The organism is Nocardioides ginsengisoli (genome assembly GCF_039537225.1).
Lineage (GTDB): Bacteria > Actinomycetota > Actinomycetes > Propionibacteriales > Nocardioidaceae > Nocardioides > Nocardioides ginsengisoli.
This window is the reverse complement of record NZ_BAABAC010000014.1, coordinates 33287-58904: the sequence shown is the minus strand read 5'-3', so window position 1 is coordinate 58904 and position 25618 is coordinate 33287. Positions and strand designations below refer to the sequence as shown.

24 protein-coding genes, 1 tRNA gene and 1 riboswitch are annotated in these 25618 nt (G+C 72.6%); of the genes, 16 read left to right on the top strand and 9 right to left on the bottom strand.

Annotated features, from left to right (window positions below):
- The first annotated feature begins 5 nt into the window (after nt 1-5).
- The 5 genes from AB4880_RS08260 (at nt 6) to AB4880_RS08240 (ending at nt 4875) form a co-directional block, all read left to right on the top strand.
- Nucleotides 6-1649: an AMP-binding protein gene (locus AB4880_RS08260; RefSeq protein ID WP_367918736.1), complete on the top strand. Its 1644-nt coding sequence runs from the start codon at nt 6-8 to the stop codon at nt 1647-1649.
- Between the two features lie 8 nt (nt 1650-1657).
- Nucleotides 1658-2143 carry a peroxiredoxin gene (locus tag AB4880_RS08255; RefSeq protein WP_367918735.1) on the top strand — a complete coding sequence of 162 codons (486 nt, stop codon included), beginning with the start codon at nt 1658-1660 and terminating at the stop codon, nt 2141-2143.
- A gap of 271 nt (nt 2144-2414) precedes the next feature.
- Nucleotides 2415-2486: transfer RNA gene (locus AB4880_RS08250), tRNA-Val, on the top strand.
- A gap of 111 nt (nt 2487-2597) precedes the next feature.
- The gene (locus AB4880_RS08245; protein WP_367918734.1) at nt 2598-3212 is read left to right on the top strand and encodes a hypothetical protein; all 615 of its coding nucleotides are present in this window, start codon (nt 2598-2600) and stop codon (nt 3210-3212) included.
- A gap of 109 nt (nt 3213-3321) precedes the next feature.
- Nucleotides 3322-4875 carry an AMP-binding protein gene (locus AB4880_RS08240; RefSeq protein WP_367918733.1) on the top strand — a complete coding sequence of 518 codons (1554 nt, stop codon included), beginning with the start codon at nt 3322-3324 and terminating at the stop codon, nt 4873-4875.
- Here AB4880_RS08240 and AB4880_RS08235 read toward each other — a convergent pair.
- Complete coding sequence (locus tag AB4880_RS08235) at nt 4854-5381, bottom strand: hypothetical protein (RefSeq protein ID WP_367918732.1); 528 nt, start codon at nt 5379-5381, stop codon at nt 4854-4856. The two genes, AB4880_RS08240 and AB4880_RS08235, sit on opposite strands and share 22 nt — an antisense overlap.
- Before the next feature lie 38 nt (nt 5382-5419).
- A riboswitch (cobalamin riboswitch) is annotated at nt 5420-5509 on the top strand.
- 48 nt (nt 5510-5557) lie between these two features.
- On the opposite strand from AB4880_RS08235, the gene cobN reads away from it, so the two are divergent.
- The 5 genes from cobN (at nt 5558) to AB4880_RS08210 (ending at nt 12457) form a co-directional block, all read left to right on the top strand.
- Nucleotides 5558-9133: a cobaltochelatase subunit CobN gene (cobN, locus tag AB4880_RS08230; protein ID WP_367918731.1), complete on the top strand. Its 3576-nt coding sequence runs from the start codon at nt 5558-5560 to the stop codon at nt 9131-9133.
- Nucleotides 9130-9870 (top strand): precorrin-6A synthase (deacetylating), encoded by a 741-nt coding sequence (gene cobF / locus AB4880_RS08225; RefSeq protein WP_367918730.1) that lies wholly within the window; start codon nt 9130-9132, stop codon nt 9868-9870. The genes cobN and cobF overlap by 4 nt, the downstream gene beginning before the upstream one ends.
- Nucleotides 9857-10219 (top strand): (2Fe-2S) ferredoxin domain-containing protein, encoded by a 363-nt coding sequence (locus AB4880_RS08220; protein ID WP_367918729.1) that lies wholly within the window; start codon nt 9857-9859, stop codon nt 10217-10219. Before cobF ends, AB4880_RS08220 begins: the two co-directional genes overlap by 14 nt.
- Nucleotides 10220-10349: 130 nt before the next feature.
- Nucleotides 10350-11738, top strand: coding sequence for a cobyric acid synthase (locus AB4880_RS08215; protein WP_367918728.1), 1389 nt, complete (start codon nt 10350-10352; stop codon nt 11736-11738).
- Nucleotides 11735-12457 carry a cobalt-precorrin-6A reductase gene (locus AB4880_RS08210; protein ID WP_367918727.1) on the top strand — a complete coding sequence of 241 codons (723 nt, stop codon included), beginning with the start codon at nt 11735-11737 and terminating at the stop codon, nt 12455-12457. The genes AB4880_RS08215 and AB4880_RS08210 overlap by 4 nt, the downstream gene beginning before the upstream one ends.
- Here the strand turns inward: AB4880_RS08210 and AB4880_RS08205 are convergent.
- Together AB4880_RS08205 and AB4880_RS08200 are read right to left on the bottom strand one after the other, a co-directional pair.
- Entirely contained in the window at nt 12454-12888 is a 435-nt protein-coding gene (locus tag AB4880_RS08205) for a hypothetical protein (RefSeq protein ID WP_367918726.1), read from the bottom strand. The two genes, AB4880_RS08210 and AB4880_RS08205, sit on opposite strands and share 4 nt — an antisense overlap.
- Before the next feature lie 53 nt (nt 12889-12941).
- Nucleotides 12942-13787 (bottom strand): SDR family oxidoreductase, encoded by an 846-nt coding sequence (locus AB4880_RS08200; protein ID WP_367918725.1) that lies wholly within the window; start codon nt 13785-13787, stop codon nt 12942-12944.
- 105 nt (nt 13788-13892) lie between these two features.
- On the opposite strand from AB4880_RS08200, the gene AB4880_RS08195 reads away from it, so the two are divergent.
- A complete protein-coding gene (locus AB4880_RS08195) occupies nt 13893-14255 on the top strand; it encodes a winged helix-turn-helix transcriptional regulator (RefSeq protein WP_367918724.1) in 363 nt (120 codons plus the stop codon).
- Nucleotides 14256-14356: 101 nt separating this feature from the next.
- Here AB4880_RS08195 and AB4880_RS08190 read toward each other — a convergent pair whose 3' ends face one another.
- From AB4880_RS08190 to AB4880_RS08165, 6 genes are all read right to left on the bottom strand, one after another.
- The gene (locus tag AB4880_RS08190) at nt 14357-15172 is read right to left on the bottom strand and encodes a COG4705 family protein (protein WP_367918723.1); all 816 of its coding nucleotides are present in this window, start codon (nt 15170-15172) and stop codon (nt 14357-14359) included.
- Nucleotides 15173-15235: 63 nt separating this feature from the next.
- Entirely contained in the window at nt 15236-16585 is a 1350-nt protein-coding gene (locus AB4880_RS08185; RefSeq protein ID WP_367918722.1) for a histidine kinase dimerization/phospho-acceptor domain-containing protein, read from the bottom strand.
- The gene (locus AB4880_RS08180; protein WP_367918721.1) at nt 16582-17268 is read right to left on the bottom strand and encodes a response regulator transcription factor; all 687 of its coding nucleotides are present in this window, start codon (nt 17266-17268) and stop codon (nt 16582-16584) included. The genes AB4880_RS08185 and AB4880_RS08180 overlap by 4 nt, the downstream gene beginning before the upstream one ends.
- Nucleotides 17259-18173, bottom strand: a complete 915-nt coding sequence (locus tag AB4880_RS08175) for a cobalamin biosynthesis protein (protein WP_367918720.1) — start codon at nt 18171-18173, stop codon at nt 17259-17261. Before AB4880_RS08175 ends, AB4880_RS08180 begins: the two co-directional genes overlap by 10 nt.
- Nucleotides 18174-18178: 5 nt before the next feature.
- A complete protein-coding gene (locus AB4880_RS08170; protein ID WP_367918719.1) occupies nt 18179-18958 on the bottom strand; it encodes a CbtA family protein in 780 nt (259 codons plus the stop codon).
- A gap of 4 nt (nt 18959-18962) precedes the next feature.
- On the bottom strand, nt 18963-19181 hold the full coding sequence (locus AB4880_RS08165; protein WP_367918718.1) for a CbtB domain-containing protein: 219 nt from the start codon (nt 19179-19181) through the stop codon (nt 18963-18965).
- A 401-nt stretch (nt 19182-19582) separates the two neighbouring features.
- Between AB4880_RS08165 and AB4880_RS08160 the strand changes: the two genes are divergently transcribed.
- Genes AB4880_RS08160 through rodA form a run of 5 tightly spaced genes read left to right on the top strand, consistent with a single transcriptional unit; the run spans nt 19583 to nt 25511 of the window.
- Nucleotides 19583-20614, top strand: a complete 1032-nt coding sequence (locus AB4880_RS08160) for a rod shape-determining protein (RefSeq protein WP_367918717.1) — start codon at nt 19583-19585, stop codon at nt 20612-20614.
- A gap of 2 nt (nt 20615-20616) precedes the next feature.
- Nucleotides 20617-21558: a rod shape-determining protein MreC gene (gene mreC, locus AB4880_RS08155; protein WP_367918716.1), complete on the top strand. Its 942-nt coding sequence runs from the start codon at nt 20617-20619 to the stop codon at nt 21556-21558.
- Nucleotides 21555-22163 (top strand): rod shape-determining protein MreD, encoded by a 609-nt coding sequence (mreD, locus tag AB4880_RS08150; RefSeq protein ID WP_367918715.1) that lies wholly within the window; start codon nt 21555-21557, stop codon nt 22161-22163. Before mreC ends, mreD begins: the two co-directional genes overlap by 4 nt.
- Complete coding sequence (mrdA, locus tag AB4880_RS08145; RefSeq protein WP_367918714.1) at nt 22163-24283, top strand: penicillin-binding protein 2; 2121 nt, start codon at nt 22163-22165, stop codon at nt 24281-24283. Before mreD ends, mrdA begins: the two co-directional genes overlap by 1 nt.
- Nucleotides 24284-24287: 4 nt before the next feature.
- Nucleotides 24288-25511 (top strand): rod shape-determining protein RodA, encoded by a 1224-nt coding sequence (gene rodA / locus AB4880_RS08140; protein ID WP_367918713.1) that lies wholly within the window; start codon nt 24288-24290, stop codon nt 25509-25511.
- Nucleotides 25512-25618: the final 107 nt, after the last annotated feature.

The following is a 25618-nucleotide window of genomic DNA, read 5'->3' as shown; positions in this document are numbered from 1 at the left end:
GGCCCATGGGGAAGATCGCGAACCGCGTCGCCGGGCGGGTCAAGGACACCGGCACCAGCCTCAAGATCCTGACCGAGTCGGGGATCGTGCGTCCCTACTCCCCGCTGGTCCTCGCCGGCATGGCGAACGCGCTGCGGCAGTGGAGCACCACGCCGGCCGGCGGGTTCAAGACCATCGCGCTGCGGATGCCCGAGCAGGTCGCGATCGTCGACGAGCGGGGCTCGCTCACCTTCGGTGAGCTGCAGACCCGCACCAACGCGCTGGCCCACGGGCTGCGCGAGCGCGGCGTGCAGGCCGGCGACGGCGTGGCCGTGATGTGCCGCAACCACCGTGGCTTCGTCGAGGCGTCGATCGCGATCAGCAAGCTGGGCGCCGACGTCCTCTACCTCAACACCGCCTTCGCGGGCCCCCAGCTGGCCGACGTCCTGGAGCGCGAGAAGCCGCGCGTCGTCGTCCACGACGAGGAGTTCACCGGGCTGCTCTCCGGCGCCGAGATCGCCGACCGCGTGCTCGGCTGGACCGACGGCGTGCCGGGCGACGACAGCATCGAGGGCCTCATCGCGGCCGCGGTGGCCGCCGGCAAGGCCGACGACCTCGCCCCGCCGGCGAGCAAGGGCCGCACGATCATCCTGACCTCGGGCACGACCGGTACGCCGAAGGGCGCACCGCGTCCGCAGGGCGGCCTGCCGGCGGCGATCTCGCTGCTGTCGCGGATGCCGCTGCGCAGCGGCTGGAAATGCCACGTGGCCGCGCCGCTGTTCCACACCTGGGGCTTCGCGCACTACCAGCTCTCGATGATGCTCGGCACGACGCTCGTGCTGACCCGCAAGTTCGACCCCGAGGACGCGCTGCGGCTGCTGCACGAGCAGGAGTGCGACTCGTTCGCGGTCATCCCGGTGATGCTGCAGCGGATCCTCGCCCTGCCCGAGGAGGTGCTCGACCGCTACCCGCTGCCGCACCTGAAGGCCGTCGCGTCGTCCGGCTCCGCGCTGCCCGGCGACCTGCCGACGCGCTGGATGGACCGCTACGGCGACAACCTCTACTCGATCTACGGCTCCACCGAGGTCGCCTGGGCGTCGATCGCGTCGCCCCAGGACCTGCGCGAGGCGCCGGGCACGGCCGGGCGGCTGCCGCACCAGACCGTCGTCCGGATCCTCGACGAGGCGGGCCGTGAGGTGCCGCAGGGCGAGACCGGGCGGATCTTCGTCGGCAACAGCCTGCAGATCGAGGGCTACACCGGCGGGGGCGGCAAGGAGATGGTCGACGGGCTGATGTCGTCCGGCGACATCGGCCGCTTCGACGCCCAGGGCCGGCTCTACGTCGAGGGCCGCGACGACGAGATGATCGTGTCGGGCGGTGAGAACGTCTTCCCCAAGGAGGTCGAGGACTGCCTCGCCGGCCACGAGCGGGTCGCCGAGGTCGCCGCCATCGGCGTCGACGACGACGACTTCGGCAAGCGGCTGCGCGCCTTCGTCGTCCGGGTGCCGGGCAGTGAGCCGGTCAGCGCCGACGAGCTCAAGGACCTGGTGAAGCAGAACCTGGCCCGCTACAAGGTGCCGCGCGAGATCGTCTTCCTCGACGAGCTGCCCCGCAACGCCACCGGCAAGGTGCTCAAGCGCGACCTCGCGACGATCGAGCCGGACGCGTGAGGCCCGACGTGGCAGGCCCGCCCAGCGTCGCCACCGGCATCCCGCTCGGCCAGACGGCCCCCGACTTCACGCTGCGCGACCAGTTCGGGCAGGACACCACGCTGTCGTCCTTCCGGGGCGTCAAGGCGGTCGCCCTGGTCTTCTACCCGTTCGCCTTCAGCGGCGTCTGCACCGGCGAGATGGGCGGCCTGCGGGCGCGGCTCGACGAGTTCTTGACCTTCGACACCGAGGTGCTCGCCATCTCGTGCGACCCGGTCTACGCGCTGCGCGCCTTCAGTGACGCCGACGGCCTGAACTTCCCGCTGCTCAGCGACTTCTGGCCGCACGGCGAGGTCGCTCGCGCCTACGGCGTCTTCGACGAGCGGGGCGGCTCGGCCGAGCGGTCGTCGTACGTCATCGACCGGGCGGGGCGCGTGGCCTGGTCGGTGCACCACCCCAAGCCGGCGGCGCGGAGCATGGACGAGCTGCTCGCGGCGTTGCGCGCGGCGGTCTGACACCCCGGGACTCCCGGCGCGCTCGTAGCCCGCGAGGCCCGGGCGCCTAGTCCTTTTGAGTCATTTTTCAACCAGTTTCCCGGGAACGGTTGGAAGGGCCCGAGGTGACCGGTACTGTTCCACTTGTTGAACCGCTGGTGACCCGAGACGCCAGCGGTTCAGCTCTTTTTCCACCCGTGTTCCCGCGCCCGGTGAGGGTCGGGGGTGCGGCCGGTCGGATCCGGCGTTTCGGGCGCGCGGACGATGCTCCGCTACGCTGTCCCGGTTTCTGGGGCGTATAGCTCAGCGGTAGAGCCCTTCGCTTACAACGAAGTGGTCACAGGTTCGATCCCTGTTGCGCCCACCCGGCACGGCGAGCACATCGCGCGGACCTTGGTCCCGGTTTCTGGCGAGATTTTGCCGAATCTGACTGGTTCTGCCGAAAGTCTGGCGGTCATCTGTCAAGGTGGCCCGCATGCAGTCCGTTGTACGACGTTCCGTCGCCGCCCTGACCCTGTCCACCGCGCTCATCGGCTCGAGCGCCGCGCTCGCCGCGCCGGCCAACGCCGCGAAGTGGACCTACGACGACGCCGTGGGCGACGTGGTGAAGCAGTCGCTGGAGGACGGGACCACGACGCCGGCGCCGGAGAAGGCGAACGTCGACGTGACCCGGATCGTGGGCAACCACCACGGCCGGTTCCTGACCATCAAGGTGCGGACCAAGGCGAAGATGACGGGCCCCCTGGGCGCGACCAGCATGATCCGCACGCCGCGCAAGCGACTGATGCTGATGACCTCCCGGATGCCGCAGATGGGCAACCAGACGATGCTGCTCGACTTCACCAAGAAGCGCGACCCGGAGGTCCGTTGCCGCGGTCTGGCGCGGACGTTCGACAAGAGCCGCACCGTGATGACGATCAAGGTCCCGCGCTCGTGCATCGGCAACCCTGAGTGGGTGCGGTTCAGCATGACGCTCTCGACGGTCGACATGTTCTCCGAGGACTTCATCACCTACGACGACGACGCGCTGCGCGAGGGCGTCTCGCAGTACAGCATGGGCAAGATGTCGCCGAAGCTGCGCCACGGCTGAGCACCCTCGAAAGCCGGGGGAGTGCCCACTTTGGAGGGGGCACGACCTCGGCTCGCGGGCCTAGGGTGGTGTGTGTCACAACCCGTGCTCGTGCCCAGGGAGGCCCCGCGTGTTCGTCCCCTTCAGCGTCAATGACTTCCTCGACCGCGCCGTCACCGTCTACGGCGAGCGGGTAGGCGTCGTCGACGAGCCGATGCAGCCCGCGCCCAGCCAGGGCGAGCTGACCTATACGCAGATCGGCGAGCTCGCCCGCCGGCAGGCCGCCAAGCTCGACGAGCTGGGGATCGGCGTCGGCGAGCGGGTCGCGATCGTCAGCCACAACAGCAGCCGGCTGCTGACCTCCTTCTTCGGCGTGAGCGGCTGGGGGCGGGTCCTGGTGCCGGTGAACTTCCGGCTCAGCCCCGACGAGGTGCAGTACATCGTCGACCACTCCGGGGCCCGGGTGCTGTACGTCGACCCCGAGCTCCAGGAGTCGCTGGCGGGCGTGACCTGCGAGCAGAAGTTCCTCATCGGCGACGACGACGCGCTCTACGCCGCGCCGGGCGCCGAGCCCAAGGCGTGGGAGTACGACGAGGGCGCGACCGCGACCATCAACTACACCTCCGGCACGACCGCGCGGCCCAAGGGCGTCCAGATCACCCACCGCAACATCTGGGTCAACGCGCTCACCTTCGGCCTGCACGCCGGCATCAGCGACCGCGACGTCTACCTGCACACGCTGCCGATGTTCCACGCCAACGGCTGGGGCATGCCGTTCGCGATGACCGGCATCGGTGCGCAGCACATCGTGCTGCGCAAGATCGACGGCGCCGAGATCCTGCGCCGGGTCCGCGACCACGGGGTGACCGTGATGTGTGCGGCGCCGGCGGTCGCGGCCGCCGTCCTGGAGGCAGCGCAGACGTGGGAGGGCGAGATCCCCGGGCGGGACCGGGTGCGGATCATCATGGCCGGCGCGCCGCCGCCGACGAAGACCGTGATCCGGGTCCAGGAGGAGCTCGGCTGGGAGTTCATCCAGATCTACGGCCTCACCGAGACCTCGCCGCTGCTGACGCTCAACCGCACCCGCGCCGAGTGGGACGACCTGTCCGCCGAGGAGCGGGCGGCCCGGCTGACCCGGGCGGGCGCGCCCGCGATCGGCGTCCGGCTGGCGATCGACGAGTCCGAGGAGGGCGCCGGCGAGGTGCTGGCCCGCTCCAACGTCATCCTCGAGGGCTACTGGGAGCAGCCCGAGGAGAGCGCCGCCGCGCTCAAGGACGGCTGGTTCCACACCGGTGACGGCGGCTACCTCGGCGACGACGGCTATCTCACGATCGCCGACCGCAAGAAGGACGTCATCATCACCGGCGGCGAGAACGTCACCTCGATCGAGGTCGAGGACACCCTCTTCTCCCACCCCGCCGTCGCCGAGGTCGCCGTGATCGGCGTCCCCAGCGAGAAGTGGGGCGAGACGATCAAGGCGCTCGTCGTCCTCACCGGCGACGCGACCGCCGGCCCCGACATGGAGGCCGAGCTGATCCGTTGGTGCAAGGACCGGCTGGCGGGCTACAAGTCGCCGACGTCGGTGGAGTTCCGCGACGAGCTGGCGCGCACGGCGACCGGCAAGCTGCAGAAGTTCAAGCTGCGCGCGCCCTACTGGGAGGGCTACACCCGCCAGGTGAACTGAGCCGACGGGACGAGCGTGGCGGCCCACTGGGCGGCCTGCCACGCCGTCACCGTCGTCTGCGCCCAGTCGCCGTCGGACTCGACGACGTCGACCGCCGTCTCGACCGAGGCGGGCGTCGGCGCCGCCAGCGGCTGGCCGCTGACCGGGTCGAGCAGGTCGGCCGCGCCGTCGACGCAGGTGACCCGGCGCAGCCCGATGCCGAGCCGGCGTTGGTGCAGGGCCAGGCTCAGCGCGGCGATGCCGGCCTCGCCGTAGCCGACGACGGAGAGCTGGTCGGGCGGGTGCACCGACGACGCCCGCGCATAGCGGATCGAGCGCAGCAGGTCACCGCCGTCGGCCCACGTCGGCACCACGACCCGGACGCCGCTGCGCGTCGCGATCCGGCTGGCGAGCGCGCCGACGGCGTCCGGCTCGGTGCGGACCGCGGGGTGCCAGAGGAGGAGGGTGTCGAGGTTCGGATGACCGTGCACCGCGACCTGGATGCCGGGTGCCTGCTGCGTGCTCACGGGACCACCGTAGGCTGAGCCCCCACACATCCGTGACGCAGGAACCCGGTGCGAGACCGGGGCGGTTCCGCCACTGTGATCCCTTGCTCGTCCGCACGTCGGGCGGCGCGGGGGAGAGCCAGACACTGAGCACGCGATGTCCGACCGATGAGGGGCGAGAACCCCGAGGAGGAACCGTGCGCATCGCGCTGCTTTCCACGTCCGACACCGACCTGCTCTCGGCCCGCGCGAGCGGCGCCGACTACGGATGGGCCAACCCCAACCGCGCCGACCTGCCGGCGCTCGCGACGCTCGCCGGCGAGGCCGACCTGGTCGTCGTGCGGCTGCTCGGCTCGCCGCAGCAGTACGACGCCGAGCTCGCCGCCCTGCGCGGCGCCGGCCGGCCGCTCGTCGTCCTCGGTGGCGAGCAGACGCCCAGCGCCGAGCTGATGGAGACGTCGACCGTCCCCGTCGGCGTCGCCGCCGAGGCGCACCGCTATCTCGCCGAGGGCGGGCCGCGGAACCTGGAGCAGCTGCACCGGTTCCTGTCCGACACCGTGCTGCTCACCGGCGAGGGCTTCGAGCCCCCGGAGGTGATCCCGGCCTGGGGGCTGGTCGAGCGTCCGGCGCTCGCCGACGCCGCGTCGCGCGCCAAGGTCGGCGTGCTCTTCTACCGCGCGCACCAGGCCAGCGGCAACACGGCCTTCGCCCACGCGCTGTGCGACGCGATCGACGCGACGGGCGAGGCCGTCGGCGTCCCGATCTTCGCCGGCTCGCTGCGCTCCGCCCCCGACGACCTGTTCACCGCCCTCGGCGAGCTCGACGCGCTGGTCGTGACCGTGCTGGCGGCCGGTGGCTCCACGCCCGCCTCGGTCAGCGCCGGCGGCGAGGACGAGACGTGGGACGTCGAGCGGATGGCCGCCCTCGACATCCCGGTCCTGCAGGGGCTGTGCCTGACCGTCAGCCGCGACGAGTGGGAGGAGTCGGACGACGGCGTCACGCCGCTCGACTACGCCAACCAGATCGCGATCCCCGAGTTCGACGGGCGGATCAGCACCGCGCCGTTCTCGTTCAAGGAGCTCGACGACGCCGGCCTGCCGTCGTACGTCGCGGACCCGGAGCGGGCGGCGCGCGTGGCCGGCCTCGCGGTCAACTACGCGCGGCTGCGGCGGGTGCCGAACGCCGAGAAGCGGATCGCGCTCATGCTGAGCGCCTACCCCACCAAGCACTCCCGGATCGGCAACGCGGTCGGCCTCGACACCCCGGTGTCCGCGGTCCGGATGCTGCGCCGGCTGCGGGACGCCGGCTACGACGTCGGCGACGGCTTCGGCGTGCTCGACCTCGACGACGACACGGTCGCGGGCGACACCCTGATCCACGCGCTGATCGCCGCGGGCGGGCAGGACGAGGAGTGGCTGACGTCGGCGCAGCTGACCGACGCCCACGTGCGCGTCTCCGCCGACGACTACGCGGCATGGACGGCCGACCTGCCCGACGACCTGCGCGAGGCGATGGTCGAGGCGTGGGGCCCGGCGCCCGGGCGGCTGTTCGTCAACGACAGCAACGAGATCGTGCTCGCGACGCTGCAGGCCGGCAACGTGGTGCTGCTGATCCAGCCGCCGCGCGGCTTCGGTGAGAACCCGGTCGCGATCTACCACGACCCCGACCTGGCGCCGTCGCACCACTACCTCGCCGCCTACCGGTGGGTCGAGCACGGCTTCGGCGCGCACGCCGTCGTCCACCTCGGCAAGCACGGCTCGATGGAGTGGCTGCCAGGCAAGAACGCCGCGCTGTCGGCGTCCTGCGCGACCGACGCGGCGATCGGCAGCATGCCGCTGATCTATCCCTTCCTCGTCAACGACCCGGGAGAGGGAGCGCAGGCCAAGCGCCGGGCGCGCGCGACGATCATCGACCACCTGGTGCCGCCGATGGCCCGGGCCGAGAGCTACGGCGACATCGCGCGGCTCGAGGGGCTGCTCGAGGAGTACGACAAGATCTCGGCGATGGACCCGAGCAAGCTCGCGGCCATCCGCGGCGAGATCTGGCAGCTGATGCACGCCGCCGAGCTGCACCGCGACCTCGGTCTCGACGAGCGTCCCGAGGACGACGATTTCGACGACTTCCTGCTCCACGTCGACGGCTGGCTGTGCGAGATCAAGGACGTCCAGATCCGCGACGGGCTGCACATCCTGGGCCAGCCGCCGGTCGGCGAGGCGCGGGTCAACCTGGTGCTCGCGATCCTGCGCGCGGCGCAGGTGTGGGGCGGCCAGGCGCACGCCGTACCGGGGCTCCGGACGGCCCTCGGCCTTGCGCCCGAGGCGCCGACGGCCGAGGTCGACCGGGTCGAGGCGGAGGCCCGCGAGCTGGTCGAGGCGATGGAGAAGGCGGGCTGGGACCCCGAGCGGGTCGCCGACCTGCACTCCTCGCCCGAGGTGCGCTCGGTGCTGACCTTCGCGGCCACCGAGGTGGTGCCGCGGCTGGCGAGGACGACCGACGAGCTCGACCACACGCTGCACGCGCTCGACGGCGGCTACGTGCCGGCCGGCCCCTCGGGCTCGCCGCTGCGCGGCCTGGTCAACGTGCTGCCGACCGGCCGCAACTTCTACACCGTCGACCCGCGCGCCGTCCCGTCCCGGCTGGCCTGGCAGACCGGTCAGGCGATGGCCGAGTCGCTGGTCGCGCGCTATGTCGAGGAGGAGGGGCGCTACCCCGAGTCGGTGGGCCTCTCGGTGTGGGGCACGTCGGCGATGCGTACGTCGGGCGACGACATCGCCGAGGTGCTGGCACTGCTCGGCGTCCGGCCCACGTGGGACGAGGCGTCGCGTCGCGTCCACGACCTCGCCGTGGTACCGCTCGCTGAGCTGGGCCGGCCGCGGATCGACGTGACGGTGCGGATCTCCGGCTTCTTCCGCGACGCCTTCCCGCACGTCGTGGCGATGCTCGACGACGCGGTGCGTCTGGTCGCCGAGCTCGACGAGCCGCTCGACCAGAACTTCGTGCGCGCCCACACGCAGGCCGACCTCGCCGGGCACGGCGACGAGCGCCGTGCCCGCACCCGGATCTTCGGCTCCAAGCCGGGCTCCTACGGAGCGGGCATCCTGCAGGCGGTCGAGTCCGGCACCTGGCGCGACGACGCCGACCTCGCCGAGGTCTACACCGCCTGGGGCGGCTTCGCCTACGGCCGCGACCTCGACGGCGTCCCGGCGGCCGACGACATGCGCGCCAACTACAGGCGGATCAAGGTCGCCGCCAAGAACATCGACACCCGCGAGCACGACATCGCCGACAGCGACGACTACTTCCAGTACCACGGCGGGATGGTCGCGACGATCCGCGCGCTGACGGGCGCCGACCCGCGGGCGTACGTCGGCGACTCGACGACGCCGGACGCAGTACGGACCCGGTCGCTGCAGGAGGAGACCAACCGGGTCTTCCGCGCCCGCGTGGTCAATCCGCGCTGGATCGGCGCGATGCAGCGGCACGGCTACAAGGGCGCCTTCGAGCTGGCGGCGACGGTCGACTACCTGTTCGGCTTCGACGCGACGGCGGGTGTCGTGCACGACTGGATGTACGAGTCGCTCGCGAAGTCCTACGTGCTCGACGAGGCCAACCAGGAGTTCCTGCGCAGGTCGAACCCGTGGGCGCTGCGGAGCATCGTGGAGCGGCTGCACGAGGCGGCCGACCGCGGGCTGTGGGAGTCGCCGGACCCGGAGGTGATGGCCGGGCTGCAGGCCGCCTACCTCGAGGTCGAGGGCGACCTGGAGGACCGATGAGGGTCCGGGTTCTCGGCTTCGGGATGGGGCCGCAGCACGTGACGCCGGAGGTCGCCCGGGCGCTGCGGGAGTGCGACTACGCGCTCGCCGTACAGAAGGGCGACGACGACCCGCTGCTCGAGGTGCGCCGGGCGGTGGCCGCGGCCCACGGCGTCGAGCTGGTCGTCGTCCGGGATCCGGAGCGGGACCGCTCGCCGGGCCTCGACCGCGCGGGCTACGAGGGTGCGGTCGCCGACTGGTACGCCGCCCGCCTGGCCGCCTACCGAGGCGTGCTCGAGGAGCGCGGCGGCACCTGCGCCTTCCTGGTGTGGGGCGACCCGTCGCTCTACGACGGCACGATCCGGATCGTGCAGTCGCTCGGGGTCGACTACGACGTCCTGCCCGGCATCAGCGCGCCGCAGATGCTCGCCGCCCGCCACGGCGTGGTGCTGCACGAGGTGGGCCGGCCGGTCCACGTGACCACCGCGCGCCGGCTGCGCGCCGACGTGGCCGAGGGTCAGCGCAATGTCGTGGTGATGCTGACCGGCGGCGTCGACCTGTCCGGCTTCGAGGACTGGACGATCTGGTGGGGCGCCAACCTCGGCGGCGCGGGGGAGCAGCTGGTCGCCGGCCCCGTGCGCGACGTCGTCGCGGAGATCGTCGCGGCGCGGGCGGCGGCGAAGGCCGAGGCCGGCTGGGTGATGGACCTCTTCCTGCTGCGCGCACCGGCCGAGGGGAGTGCCGATGGCGCTGCCTGAGCGCGACGTGCTGCTGTGCCGCGACTGCTGCTGCGGCACCGCGAAGAAGCACCCCGGCGTCGATCACCGTGCCCAGCGCGACGAGATCGAGGCGCTCGACGACCCGGCCGGGCGGCGCGGGCCGCGGGTACGGGTCCGCGTGGTCGACTGCCTCGACGAGTGCGACCGGTCGAATGTGGTGCTGGTGCGCGACTTCACCTGGTTCCCGGGCGGGCGGCGGCCGAAGGACTTCTGGCTCGGCGGCGTGCTGTCCGACGCCTCCACCGAGGCGGTCGTCGACTGGGTCCGCGAGGGCGGGCCGGTGCCGGCGTCCCTGCAGCGGCACGTCTTCCGGGGGAAGCGGGGATGAGTGTCGTGGTCTGGTCGGGGGCGGGGCGTCGTACTTCCTGCCGAAAACTGGCGCTTCCTGACGGTTGCAACCGTCAGGAAGCGCAGGAATCCCCGGTTAAGCGGGGATTCCTGCACCTCCGGAGCCCCCGATGAGCGGCGTGCTGCTCGTCGCGGGCATGACCTCCGACGCCGGCAAGAGCGTCCTGACCACCGGTCTGTGCCGGGCGTTCGCGCGGCGCGGGATCCGGGTGGCGCCCTACAAGGCGCAGAACATGTCGAACAACTCGATGGTCGTCACCGGCTTCGACGGTGACCCGGGCGAGATCGGGCGGGCGCAGTGGGTGCAGGCGCTGGCCGCCGGCGCGACGCCCGAGGTGGCGATGAACCCGGTGCTGCTCAAGCCCGGCAGCGACCGCCGCAGCCATGTGGTGCGGATGGGCCGGCCGGACGGCGAGGTGTCCGCGCGCAACTGGCACGACGGGCGGGCCCGCCTCGCCGAGACCGCCTTCGCCGCGTTCGACGACCTGCGCTCGCGCTTCGAGCTGGTCGTCGCGGAGGGTGCGGGCAGCCCCGCCGAGATCAACCTGCGCTCGAGCGACTACGTCAACATGGGGCTGGCGCGGCACGGCGACGTCCCGACGATCGTGGTGGGCGACATCGACCGCGGCGGGTGGTTCGCGTCGGCGTACGGGACGCTGATGCTGCTCGACGCCGACGACCAGGCCCTGATCAAGGGGTACGTCGTCAACCGCTTCCGCGGCGAGGTCGCGCTGCTCCGCCCGGGGCTGGCCGACCTCGAGCAGCGCACCGGCCGGCCGACGTACGGCGTGCTGCCGTGGCATCCCGACCTGTGGCTCGACTCCGAGGACGCGCTCGACCTGGTCGGCCGGCGGGCCGCGGTGGGGGCGGGCACGCGCCGGGTGGCCGTCGTCCGGCTGCCGCGGATCAGCAACTTCACCGACGTCGACGCGCTCGGCCTGGAGCCGGGGCTCGACGTCGAGTTCGTGTCCGACCCGGCCCGGCTCGCGGACGCCGACCTGGTGGTGCTGCCCGGCACCCGCGCGACCATCGCCGACCTGGCCTGGCTGCGCGAGCGCGGCCTCGACGTGGCGATCCAACGGCATGCGCAGGCGGGTCGGCCGGTGCTGGGGATCTGCGGCGGCTGCCAGATGCTCGGCCGGGTGATCGACGACCCCGACGGCATCGAGGGCACCGTGGGAGCGCGGGTCGAGGGGCTCGGACTGCTCGACCTGACCACCCGCTTCGACGCGACCAAGCGACTGGCGCTGCACGAGCCGGCGGGCTACGAGATCCATCACGGCCGGATCACCGGCGAGCCGAGCAGCGGGAGCGTGAGCGGGACGATGGTGCACGGCAGTCTCGAGGACGACGCCACGCGCGCCGCCTACCTCGCTGAGGCGCTCGACGTGGCCTCCGCCGCGTCCTTCCCCGCCGCTCGGGCCGCGCGGCTCGACCTGCTCGGCGACCTGGTCGAGGAGCACCTCGACCTCGACGCGATCCTGGAGCTCACCCGATGAGGGTGCTGCTGCTCGGCGGCACCGGCGAGGCGCGCGACCTGGCTGCGCGACTGGTCGACGACGGCGTCGCCGTCCTGTCCTCCCTGGCGGGGCGGGTGGCCCGGCCGCGCCTGCCCGTGGGCGCGGTCCGGATCGGCGGCTTCGGCGGGGTCGCGGGGCTCTCCGCGTCGCTGGCCGACTTCGACGCCGTGGTCGACGCGACCCACCCGTTCGCACAGGGGATGAGCCGCAACGCGGCCGCCGCCTGCGCCGCCACCGGCACGCCGCTGCTGCGGCTGGAGCGGCCCGGCTGGGCCGACCGCGCGACGCCGTCGTGGATCTGGGTGAGCAACCACGACGAGGCCGCGATCGTCGCCGGCGAGCTGGGCAGCCGGCCGTTCCTGACGATCGGGCGGCAGGAGCTCGCCCGCTTCGTGCCGCGGCTGCGCGAGCTGGACGTGCTGGCGCGGGTGGTCGACGCACCGGACGTCGCCGTACCGGCGGGCTGGCAGCTGCTCACCTCGCGCGGGCCCTACACGCTCGACGGCGAGCGGGAGCTGATGGCCGACCGCGACGTGCTGGTCACCAAGGACTCCGGCGGCGCCTACACCTGGCCGAAGATGGAGGCCGCGGCCGAGCTGGGCATCCCGGTGGTCGTCGTACGGCGGGCGCCGGCGCCGGAGGGTGTGGTCACCGTGAGCGACGTCGAGGCCGCGGTGGCCTGGGTGCGCTCGCGCTAGTCGCGAGCACCGGGCTCGCGCTCGTGGCCCGGCCGGCCGTGGGTGCGCCGGTCCTCCTTCATCTCCGCCTCGTAGAGATGGCGCCGGCCGTCGACCAGCTCGTCGCGGCCGGCCTGCTCGAGCCGGCGGAAGTCGGCGTAGTAGCCGTCGTCGTACTCCTCGACGATCTGGAACGTCCAGCGGCCGTGCAGCACGTTGCGGCCGACGAGCTCGGTCTCGATGCGATCGGCCAGCTCGGTGTGCCCGGCCTCGCGCAGCTGCGCGACGCCCTTGCCGAGGGTGAGGTCGGCGGTGCCGCTCATCCGGTGGAAGGCGTACAGGTGGCCCCGGGCGACCTCGACGGCCTCCAGGGCCTCGGAGATGTTGCCGAGCGCCTCGACCGTCAGGTCGTCGACGCCGTCGGGACGGACGTGCTCCTCATCGATCGCCATGCATCGACGATGCCCGCGATCGACGAGGAGCACACGGTCCGATCCGACCGGTCTCAGAGCGCGGCGCGCAGCGCCTCGGCCAGCGTGGTGGCGGGGCGGCCGAGCAGACCGGCGAGGTCGGCCGGGTCGGCGTACAGCTCGCCGCGGGAGAGGGCCACGTCGGCCTCGGCGAGGACGCCCGCGAACGCGTCGGGCAGGCCGGCGCCGACGAGCGCCTTCGCGAAGTCCTCGGCAGGCAGGTCGGTGTAGACGACGTCCTTGCCGGCGAGGTCGCCCACGGTGGCCGCCAGCTCCTTGAGGCTGAACGCCTCGCCGCCGAGCTCGTAGATGCTCGCGGGCCGGTCGAGCAGCAGCGCCGCGGCGGTGGCCTCGGCGAGGTCGGCGCGGGTGGCGGGGCTGACCCGGCCGTCGCCGGCGCTGCCGATCACGCCGTGCTCGAGGTAGACGGGGAGCTGGCCGGTGTAGTTCTCCAGGTACCAGCCGTTGCGCAGGAAGGTGTGGGGGAGACCGGACGCGACGATCGCCTCCTCGGTGGCCTTGTGCTCCGCGGCGATGAGGAAGCCGCCGCGGTCGGCGTTGGTGATGCTGGTGTACGCGAGCAACGCGACGCCGGCTGCCTTCGCGGCGTCGATGACGTTCAGGTGCTGCGGGACGCGGCTGCCGACGGCGGGACCCGACACGAGCAGGACGCGGTCGGCGCCGGCGAAGGCGGCGTCGAGGGAGGCGCGGTCGTCGAAGTCCGCGCGGCGTACGACGACGCCGCGGGCGGCGAGGTCGTCGAGCCTGGCGAGGTCGCGGCCGGTGGCCACGATCTGCTCGGCGGGCACGCCGCGGGTGAGGAGGGACTCGACGACGAGGCGGCCGAGCTGGCCGGTGGCTCCGGTGACGACGATCGACATGGGGATTCCTTTGCGGGGAGAGGACGTGCTGTCGATCGTCTTCAACGGGCGCTTCGGGGAGTTACTTCCCTTGGGAGAGTACGCACTTTGAAGTAAGGTACTTCCGTGACGGAAAGTATGGAGATCTTCGAGCAGTACCCGGGCGGGATCTTCCCGGCCGGCTGCACCAGCCGGGTCCTGCTCGACCACGTCACCAGCAAGTGGGGCGTCCTCGTCCTGGTCTCGCTCACCGACGGCCCGCAGCGGTGGAGCGACCTGCGCCGCCGCGCCCAGGGCATCAGCGAGAAGATGCTCGCCCAGACCCTCAAGACGCTCGAGGGCGACGGGCTGGTCAACCGCGAGCAGCAGCCGGTGATGCCGCCGCGGGTCGACTACAGCCTCACGCCGCTGGGCGAGGAGCTGGCGGCGGTGCTGGTGCCGCTGCTGCAGTGGGTGGGGCGGAACGCCGACCAGATCATCGGGGTATAGCGGCCCGGTCGCCCGTCGTACCGGACGTTCTGGTCGCGAATCAGGCGATTTCGCGACCGTTTCGTCCGGTACGACGGGGGCCGATGGCGACGAGCGGGCGATCAGCCGACGAGCTCGCGCTCCGGCTCGGGGTCGGCGTCCGGGATGACGTCGGCCTTCGAGACCGTCAGGTACGCGACGGTGCCGAGGATCGCGGCCAGGAAGAGCACGCTGGTGCCGGCGGTGCCGAGGCCGAGGCCCTGCTCCTTGGTCGGGGTGGCCAGCCAGTCGCCGATGTTGGCGCCGAGCGGCCGGGTCAGGATGTAGGCCAGCCAGAAGGTCAGGACCGGGCCGGCGCCGAGCTTCCAGGCGGCGGCGACGGCGGCGATCAGGCCCAGCGGGAGCAGGACGGCCTGGCCGGGGGCCCAGCCGGTGAGGTCGAGCGTCCAGTCGCCGACGGCGGTGCCGAGCGCGAAGGTGACGAGCACCGCGAGCCAGTAGAACGCCTCACGCGGGGTGCTGACGATGCTGTGGATCGACAGCGTCCGCTCCCGGGCGTACCAGATGCCGAAGACCACGGCGAGCAGCGAGGCGAACACCGTGGAGCTGATCCACAGCGGCACGCCGATCCCGTCGGTGAGGATGTCGGTGTAGAGCGTTCCGGTGATGCTGACCACGACGACGGTGAGCCAGTAGAGCGGCGCCTGGTAGGACCGGGCGCGCATCTGGGCCCAGAGGACGGCGACGAGGACGGCGGTGAACAGGATCGCGGTCCGGTAGAGGCCCACGCCGAGCGTCTCGTTGATGTAGTCCGCGAAGCTCTCCCCCACCGTGGTGCACAGGATCTTGATGATCCAGAACCAGATGGTGACCTCGGGGACCTTGTTCAGCAGTTGACGCGGCACCCGAGGTGCCGCCGAAGACAGGTGGTTGGCCATGTCGTCGAGGATCGGCGAGCCAACCTGACATGCACCTGAGCACCGGCGGCCGGTCCAGACCGGCTAGGCCGCGGGCAGGGTGAGCACGACCCGCGTGCTCAGCGGCCCGTCGGCGAGCAGGACGTCGCCGCCCATGCTGCGCGCGATCCGCCGCGCGAGCGGCAGTCCCAGGCCCGCGCCCGTGCCGCCGGTGCGGCCGGGCTCGAAGATCTCCTCGCGGGCGGTGGGGGGCACGCCGGGGCCGTCGTCGTCGACGTACAGCGCGACTTGCCCGGACCGGATGACGTGCGCGGACACCTCGACCCGGCTCGCGGCCAGGCGCCGGGCGTTGTCGAGCACCGGCGCGAGCGCCCGGACGACGAGGGGCGCGGGCAGCAGGACCCGCAACGCCGGATCGACGGCGACGGTGGCCGTGGTCAGGTCGGTGACGTCGAGCGCGTCGCGGACGGCGTCGAGCAGCACGCACGACTCGGGCGCGCCGTGCCCGGCGGCCGAGCGGGCCAGGTCGAGCAGGTCGTCGATCGCGGCCGCCATCCGGCGCGCGGCCTGCGCGATCTCGTCGAGGCTCTCGCGCAGGTGGGGCGTGAGGTCGTCGTCGAGGAGGGCCAGGTCGGCGTTCGCCTGGACGGCGGCGAGCGGCGTGCGCAGCTCGTGCGCGACCTCCGCGGTGAGCCGCTGCTCGGAGCGGATCGCCGCGGCGACCCGGTCGAGCAGCCGGTCGAGGGTCCGGCCGAGGCCGGCGATCTCGCCGCGGCCCGGGCCGAGGTCGAAGCGCTGGCCGAGGTCGTGCTCGCTCCAGTCGTCGGCGGTCAGCGTCATCGCCGCCACCGGCGCGAGCGCGCGGCGCGCGACCCACCAGGTCAGCGCCGACGCGAGCAGGATCATCAGCACGCCGGCCCCCACCGACACCCAGAGCGCGAGCATCTCGCTGCGCTCGTACGGCGCCATCCGCTCGGTCAGCACGACCACGCCCCGCACCGGCGGGCCGGCGCCGGCACGCAACGTGAACGGCTGGGCCCGCAGCCGGATCGTGTCGGTGTCGCTCGGGCTGACGTTGCGCGGGCGAGGGGAGTGGGACAGGTCGGCATAGGTGTCGCGGTCGGCGTCCGGCACGCTGCCGGCGACGAGCGTCCCGGTGTCGTCGTAGACGGCCACGCCGGCGTCGAGCTCGTCGGCCGGCACCTGCGGCCGGCCCTGCGGGTCGAGGGTCAGGGCCGCGACGACGGTGGCGCTGCGGTCGACGAGGACCCGGTCGACGCTGCGGTTGGTCGACTGGGCGAGCACCAGCTGGACCAGGATGGTCAGCGCGATCACCACCAGCGCGGTCACCGAGGCGCTGACGGCGACCAGCTGGGTGTGGAAGGAGTCGCCGGCGCCGCGCCAGCGGGCGGGACGACGCCCCGCCCCGGTCATCCGGGCAGCTCGGGGTGCAGGATCCGGTAGCCGACCCCGCGCACGGTCTCGATCGTCGCCGGGCAGTCGACCTCGGCGAGCTTGGACCGCAGTCGCCGCATCAGCGAGTCGACCGTGTTGTCGCTGACGGCCGCGCCGTCGGGCCAGGCGGCGCCGATGACCGCGCGTCGCCGTACGACCTCGCCGGGGCGGGCCGCGATGGCCGCGAGCATCCGGAACTCGGTGGGGGAGAGCAGCGTCTCGCGGTCGGCGACGCGCAGCGTGTGCGCGGCCGCGTCGAGCTCGAGGACGGCGCCGTCGGGGCGCGGCGCGGTCTGCCGGCTGCGCCGACCGAGGACGGCGATGCGCGCCATCAGCTCCTTGACGTCGAACGGCTTGGTCACGTAGTCGTCGCCGCCCGCGTTGAACCCGGCCAGCCGGTGGTGCATCGCGTCGAGGGCGGTCAGGAAGAGCACCGGGGCGTCCTGGCCGGAGGCCTGGAGCGCCTGGCAGACGTCGCGGCCGTCGGCGTCCGGGAGGCCGATGTCCATCACGACGACGTCGAGGTCCGAGTCGCCGAACACCCGCATCGCCTCGGCGCCGGTGTGAGCGACCACGACCTCGTGCCCCGCGCGCTCGAGCGCCTGGCGTACGACGCGTCGCAGCGCGGGGTCGTCCTCACAGACTCCGACGGTCAGCTCCACGGGCCCATGATGGACGATCGGGCCAACCAGGCGACGAGACCCGCCGAGAGGCCCACCCGGCGGGCGAGGACGCGCGCGCGGTCGAGATCGTCGCGGGTGGGCGGCGGTCCGTCGCCCATGACGGCCCGATGCTCGATCCGGCCGGCGTAGTCGTTGGTGCCGCCGAGCCGGATGCCGAGCGCGCCCGCGAAGGCCGCCTCGACCGGTCCGGCGTTGGGGCTCGGGTGGCCCGCGGCGTCGCGGCGCCAGGCCCGCCACGCGCCGCGACGGTCGTCACCCAGGACGACGGCGAGCGCCGCGGTGAGCCGCGATCCGGGCAGGTTGAGCAGGTCGTCGAAGCGCGCGGCCGCCCAGCCGAAGCGCTCGTAGCGCGGGCTGCGGTGGCCGACCATCGCGTCGAGGGTGTTGGCGGCCCGGTAGCCGAGCAGACCCGGGATCCCGGCGATCGCGCCCCACACGAGCGGCGCGACGACGGCGTCGGAGGTGTTCTCGGCCAGCGACTCCAGGGTCGCGCGCACCACCTCCGACTCGTCGAGCTGCGACGTGTCGCGCCCCACCAGGTGGGTCAGCTGGACCCGCGCCTCGGGCAGCCGGCCGTCCGCGAGCAGCCGGCTCACCGCCGCCGCCTCGCGGTCGAGGGAGGTGCCGCCGACGACCGCCCAGGTGGCGGCCGCGGTCAGCAGGGTGCGCGGCACGGGACGTCGTACGCGGTCGGCGGCGAGGCCGAGCGCGACCGCGCCCCCGACCAGCACCACGACGTGCACGGTGCCGGCGCGACGGTCGTCGCGCCAGAGCCTGCGCTCCAGCGCGGCGGCGATCCGGCCGAAGCCGGCGACGGGATGGCCGCGCCGCGGATCGGCGAGGAGCCGGTCCGCGGCGAGGCCGACGAGCAGCCCGGTGCCCACCTCGGTCAGAGGCTGGCGGCGAGGGCGCGGCGCTCGGCGTCCGCGCTCGCCTGGTCGTAGAGCCGGCCGACCAGGCCGGTCAGCACGACCCCGATCACCCCCCACAGCGTGGCGAGGGTGAGGAGCGACGAGCGCCGGAAGTACCAGAGCGTGTCGGCCGGGAAGGTGCCCAGCTCGTCGACGGTGGGCAGCACCGCGGACGCGATGCCGACGACGGCCAGGTAGCCGACGGCGACGACGACCACCGAGGTGTAGCCCGCGAAGCGGGTCATCAGCCGCCGGGCGACGACGACCGCGGCGATCATGGCGAGCACCGAGATCAGCAGCATCCCGAAGTAGGACGCCGTCCGGCCGTTGATCGTCTCGGCGTTGCCGACCGCGGGTGGGGTGGCGGGGTACTTGAGGAAGGGCACCAGCGCGATCGCCACGAACCCGAGGAGCGCCGTCAGCGCGGTCGCGCCGCGCGCCGAGAGGCTCCCGAGTCGTCCGACGACGGCTGCCGCGGCGAGCGCGGTGAGGCCGCCGAGTGCGGCGCCGATGGCGAGGGTCCCGGTGAGGAGGCCCCAGCTCTTCTGGTTGTCCCGCGAGACCTCGACCATGCCGGGCTGGTCGTGGTCGTCGTCGGCGGGCGTGGGGGAGGCAGCCGCGTGGGCCTCCTCGAGCGCGATCGCCGAGTCGACCGACGGCTCACCCAGGGTGAACGCAACGCCGAACGTGAACAGGCCCGCGATGACGCCCGCGACCAGGCCGCGCAGCAGGAACGCGGCCGGAGTGAGCGGATTCACCCGCTCAGTGGCAGGGGTAGCCGAGGAGGTGGCGCGCGTCGTGCACCCACTCGTGCACGGCGTTGCCGGCCGGGAGGGAGAGCGCGCCCTGGTCGGCGCTCACGAAGAAGATCGCGAGCATCGCCAGCAGGCCGAAGAAGACGACCCAGGTGCCGAGCTTGAGAAGGGGGACCGTCGGAAGCTCGACGGACGGGGCGAACGGAGCGGCAGACGACTGCGACATGGAAATGCCTCCTGAGGGATTCTGCGTCCCTGACGTAGTGATGAGGTCGCAGGCCTTCGGGTCTGACTCCACCGCACTCGTCCGTAGACGGAGGCGATGTCACAGTAGCGCGACTGTGCCGGACTCTCACCGGCTTCCTCGAGCCTGCGTTGCGGACTCTAGGGCATCGGCGACCGCGGCGGCCACCTCCCGTCTCACCGCGCGTGACCAGGGCCGCGCCGCGCCGTACCGGCGTGGCTCCCGGCCTGAGCGCCCCGCCCTGCTTACGCTCGTTGACGGAGACCGACGGACCGTGCGCCCGCCGTCCTCCCCGGCGCACTCCCCGGAGCGGGCCGGCTTCCCCGATGCGCACGAGCGGACCCGGCCAGGCCGGTCGGTCCGGTGACGTCTTGCGAGGAAGCGTGAGGGCGAACTCCATCGTCGGCCGCGACATGGCCGTGGATCTCGGCACCGCCAACACACTCGTCTACGTCCGCCGACGTGGGGTCCTCTTGGACGAGCCGAGTGTGGTGGCGCTCAACGACACCACCGGCGAGGTGATCGCCGTCGGGCACCAGGCCAAGCAGATGCTGGGCCGCACCCCCGACAACATCACCGCCCTGCGGCCGCTGCGCGACGGCGTCATCGCCGACTTCGAGGCGACCGAGCACATGCTGCGCCACTTCATCGCGCGGGTGCACCGGCGCGGCTACTTCGCGAAGCCGCGGATGGTCATCTGCGTCCCCAGCTCGATCACGCCGGTCGAGCAGCGCGCGGTCAAGGAAGCCGGCTACCAGGCCGGCGCCCGCCGCGTGTACGTCGTCGAGGAGCCCATGGCGGCGGCGATCGGCGCCGGCCTGCCGGTGCACGAGGCGACCGGCAACATGATCGTCGACGTCGGCGGCGGCACCACCGAGGTGGCCGTCATCTCGCTCGGCGGCATCGTCACCTCGCTCTCCATCCGCACGGCCGGCGACGACCTCGACGCCGCGATCATCGCGTGGATGAAGAAGGAGCACGGCGTGATGCTCGGCGAGCGCACAGCCGAGGACGTGAAGATGACGCTCGGCTCGGCCTTCCCGCGCCCCGGCGAGCCGCAGGGCGAGGTCCGCGGCCGCGACATGGTCACCGGCCTGCCGCGCACCGTCGAGGTGTCGAGCGCCGACATCCGGCACGCGCTGGAGGAGCCGCTGCACGCGATCGTCGACGCCGTCCGGGTCACCCTCGACCAGACGCCGCCCGAGCTGTCCGGCGACATCATGGACCGCGGCATCGTGCTCACCGGCGGCGGCGCGCTGCTGCGCGGCCTCGACGAGCGGATCCGCCACGAGACCGGGATGCCCGTCCACGTCGCCGACGACCCGCTGGTGTCGGTCGCGATGGGCGCGGGCCGCTGCGTCGAGGAGTTCGAGGCGCTGCAGCAGGTCCTGGTCACCAACCCCCGGCGGTTCTGAGCATGGCCCTCGACACCCGTCCCCCCACGACGCCGGTACGACGTACCGGCGCCTCCCGCGACGCCGAGCGCGACTCCGGGCGGCCCTCGCGCTCGCTCGTCGTCGCGCTGGTGCTCGCCAGCGCCGCGATGATGGTCGTCGACAAGGCCGGCGGCGCCGACTCGCCGATCGAGCCGGTACGACGGGTGGTCGGCGAGGTGCTCGGCCCCGTCCAGGCGGGTGTCGCGACGGTGACGCGCCCGATCACCACCTTCCCGGCGGCGCTGCGCACCAACGACGCGCTGCGCCAGAAGGTCAAGGACCTCACCGCCGAGAACGAGGCGCTCGACGCGCAGCTCGGCAAGGCCGGCTACGACGCCAACCGGGTCGCCGAGCTCAAGGAGCTCAAGGCGCTGGCCGGCGACATCGGCTATGCGCTGGTGCCGGCGCGGGTGATCGCATTCGGCCAGGGCTCCAGCACCGTCACCCTCGACGCCGGCACCGACTCCGACCTGCACCCCGACATGACCGTCGTCTCCGGCAAGGGCCTGGTCGGGCGGATCACCTCGGTGACCGCGCACACCGCGACCGTGCTGCTCATCGTCGACAACGACTCCTCGGTCGGCGGCCGGGTCGGCGACAACCTCGAGCTCGGCCTGGTCCGCGGCCACGGGACGTTCGGCGTCGACGACCGGCTCGAGCTCGAGCTCGCCGACCGCAAGGTGATCCCGAAGGTGGGCCAGCAGATCGTGACCTGGGGGAGCGAGAACGGCGCGCCGTATGTCGCGGGCGTGCCGATCGGCACCGTGAAGAAGGTCTACGAGTCGGTCCGGGAGACCTCCTACCGCGCCGAGATCACGCCGGGTGTCGACTTCACCGCGCTCGACCTGGTGGGCGTCGTCGTCCCGTCGGGCACGAAGGGCACCGTGATCGAGGCCGACGGAAGCGCGAGGTTCGACCGATGAGGCCCGGGTCCACCGGCCGCCTGGTCGGCGTCCTCGTCGCCACGCTGGTCGCCCTGCTGCTGCAGGTGACGGTGCTGCCGCCGCTCGCCTGGACGGTGGGCGACCTGGGCGTCGTCCCCGACCTGGTGCTGCTCGTCGTGGTCGCGACCGCGCTCGCCAGCGACACCCGCTTCGCCACGCTGACCGGCTTCTTCGCCGGCCTGCTGCTCGACCTGGCCCCGCCGGCCGATCACATCGCCGGGCGCTGGGCGCTCGCACTGATGGCGGTCGGCTATGTCGTCGGGCGGCTGGTCCACGACAACGCCGGCGACCTGGGCGCGGGCAGCCGCTTCGAGCGCGAGGGCGTGCGACGCTCCCCGCTCGTCGTCATGGTCGCGGCCGCCGCCGGCGGCTCCTTCCTCGGCACCTCCGTCTTCGCCCTCACCGGGCTCTTCCTCGGCGACTCGGCTGCTTCGGTCGGCCAGCTGCTGCCCGTCGCGCTGGTCGCGCTGGTGCTCGACGTGATCGCCGCCCTGGTCGCGATCCCCACCGTGCACTGGCTGTTCCGGCGGCTGACCAGCGACCCGTCCTCGCAGCGGGTCGAGCGGATGCGGGCCCGGGCCTGATGGCGCAGTCCACCGCCTCGCACCGCAGCCGGCTGCGGCTCGTCGTCCTCCAGACGCTCGTCTTCTCGCTGCTCGCCACCCTCGGCGCGCGGCTCTACTACCTGCAGGTCGTGTCCGGCGAGGAGTACCGCGGCCAGGCGGCGTCCCAGTCGGTGCGCCAGATCGTCGTCCAGCCGCAGCGCGGCCTGATCGTCGACGACATGGGCCGTCCGCTGGTCACCAACCGGCTGATCTGGGTGGTCTCGCTCGACCGGACCCTCATCGGCCGGATGTCGCTCGCCGACCGCACCGAGCTGCTGCACCGCACGGCCCAGGCGATCGGCGTGAAGGTCTCCAAGATCCAGGGCAAGCTGCTGCTGTGCGGCGACCCGGGCGCGGTCGCGGGGCAGTGCTGGAACGGCTCGCCCTACCAGCCGGTCCCGGTCGCGCTCGACGTCAAGGAGGCCGCCGCGCTGCGGATCCTGGAGCAGCCGGAGGACTTCCCGGGCGTCGTCGTCGACCGACAGAGCGTGCGCCAGTACCCCGCGCCGTACGGCGTCAACGCGGCGCACCTGCTCGGCTACCTCAGCCCGATCACCAAGGACGAGCTCGACTCCGCCGACAAGTCCGGCGACAGCTCGGTCAACGGCGCCTCCGTCGTCGGCCGCGCCGGCGTCGAGAAGGAGTACGACGAGTGGCTGCGCGGGCAGCCCGGCTATCAGCAGGTCGCCGTCGACTCCAAGGGCCGCGTGCGCGAGGACGTCTCGGGTCTCGAGGCGCAGCCCGGCGACACGCTCGTCACCTCGATCGACGCGAAGGTGCAGAGCGTCGTCGAGAAGCAGCTCGCGACGATGATCGCCACCCAGCGCGCCACCCGTGACCCGGTCACCGGCCGCAACTTCGCCGCCGACTCGGGCGCCGCGGTCGTGATGGAGGCGAAGACCGGGCGGATCATCGCGATGGCCAGCCAGCCGACGTACGACCCCTCGGTGTGGGTGGGCGGCATCACCGACAAGCAGCTCAAGCGGCTGTACTCCGAGGCGGCCGGCACGCCGCTGCTGGCGCGGTCGTTCCAGGGGCAGTTCGCGCCCGGCTCGACGTGGAAGCCGTTCATGACGGTCGGCGCACTGACCCACGGCTACTCGCCGTCCACGATCCTCAACTGCTCCTCGGCGGTGCAGATCGGCAACCGCGCCTTCCACAACCACGAGTCGGCGGGCTACGGCCCGATCACCTTCGCCAGGGCGCTCGAGGTCTCGTGCAACACCTTCTTCTTCCAGGTGGGCATGCACTTCTGGCAGACCCTCGGCTCCGACCCCGACAACGTCGACGCCAAGGACCCGCTGGTCGAGCAGGCCGAGAAGTTCGGCTTCGGCCATCGCACCGGCGTCGACCTCCCGGGCGAGGCGTCCGGCCGGGTCGCCGACCGGAAGTGGAAGCGCGACTACTACGAGTCGATGAAGGGCTACTACTGCGGCATCGCGAAGAAGCCGCAGGACGCGAAGACCTCCGACTTCGTCTACAAGTTCGCGCGCGAGTTCTGCGTCGAGGGCTGGAAGTACCGGCTCCCCGACGCCGCCAACTTCGCGATCGGCCAGGGCGACACCATCGTCACGCCGCTGCAGCTGGCCCGCGCCTATGCTGCGCTCTCCAACGGCGGCACGCTGTGGGAGCCGCGGGTGGGCAAGGCGATCGTCTCGCCCGACGGCAAGGTGATCCGCGAGATCAAGCCCAAGAAGGACCGCAGGATCAGCATCCCGTCGTCGGTGCTGAGCTATCTCGACAATGCGCTCAAGGGCGTCGCCACCGAGGGCACCATGGCGTGGAAGCTCGGCGGCTTCCCGCTCGACCAGGTCCAGATCCGCGCGAAGACCGGCTCGGCCGAGGTCTACGGCAAGCAGTCGACGGGCTGGGTCGCGTCCTACACCAAGGACTACGTCGTGGTGATGATGATGAGCCAGGGCGGCACCGGATCCGGCGCGACCGGTGAGGGCGTGCGCGCGATCTGGGAGGCGCTCTACGGCGTCGACGGCGACCAGGTGAAGCCGAAGAGCTCGGTGATCCCCGGCGTGACGCCTCCGACCAGCCTGCCGATCTTCGGCGACGACGGCTCGATCCTGCCCCCGGCGCGCGAGGAGTGACGCGATGAGCAACCGCATCCAGAGCGCCAGCCGACCGCAGCGCAAGACCGCCTCGCGTCGGGTGTCCTTCATCCGCTGGGCCGAGCTCGACTACGTGCTGCTCGGCGCGGTCGTCGTGCTGTCCCTGCTCGGCTGCATCCTGATCTGGTCGGCGACGCTCGAGCGCGACGACCTCACCGGCGGCGACACCCGCGCCTTCCTCGCCAAGCAGCTGGTCAACGTGGTGATCGGCCTCGGCCTGATGGCGCTCGTCGTCGTCACCGACCACCGGTGGGTGCGGATCCTCGCCCCGATCGGCTATCTCGTCGCCATCGGCGGGCTGCTGCTCGTGCTGGTGATGGGCTCGACCATCAACGGCTCACGGTCGTGGCTGATCGTCGGCGGGATGTCCTTCCAGCCCTCCGAGCTGGCCAAGCTCGCGGTGATCGTCGGCATGGCCCTCGTCGTCGCCGAGCGCAGCGACCGCCGCTGGCGCGACCGGGTCGGCACCACGGACGTGCTGCTCATGCTGCTGGTGGCCGGCGTACCCGCCGTACTGATCCTCGCGCAGCCCGACCTCGGCACCATGCTCGTCCTCACTGCCACCGTCTTCGGCGTCATCGCCGCCTCCGGCGCCCACCGCCGCTGGCTCGGGATCCTGGCCGCCGGCGGCGTCGGCGCGGCCGTCGTCGCCGTGATGAGCGGGATGCTCAAGCCCTACCAGGTCGACCGCTTCCTCGCGTTCACCAACCCGGCGCTCGACCCCAAGGGCGCCGGCTACAACGTCGAGCAGGCGCGCATCGCGGTCGGCAACGGCGGCCTGTTCGGGCAGGGGCTCTTCCACGGCTCGCAGACCCAGTCCGGCTTCGTGCCCGAGCAGCACACCGACTTTGTGTTCACCGTCGCCGGCGAGGAGCTCGGGCTCGTCGGTGCCGCGCTGCTCGTCGTACTGCTGGGGGTGGTGCTGTGGCGCGCGCTGCGCATCGCCGCCCGCACCGACGACGTCTTCGGCCGGATCGCCGCCGCCGGCATCGCCTGCTGGTTCGGCTTCCAGGCCTTCCAGAACATCGGCATGTGCCTCGGCATCATGCCCGTCACCGGCGTACCGCTGCCGTTCGTGTCGTACGGCGGCTCGTCCATGTTCGCGGGGATGCTCGCGGTGGGGCTGCTCGAGAACATCCACCTCCGCACGCTCGCCTCGCCCGCGGCCCGGATCGCGCCGCAGGAGCGGCTGCTCGTCCGGTCGTGACACTCGCTCGTGGGTGAGTGAGTGGGGCGGGCGCCGAGCTCGCTTGTAACTCGGTGTCCGTGCATCCACCACGGCGCTGTGACGGGTCACGACCCTCCGGTAGATCC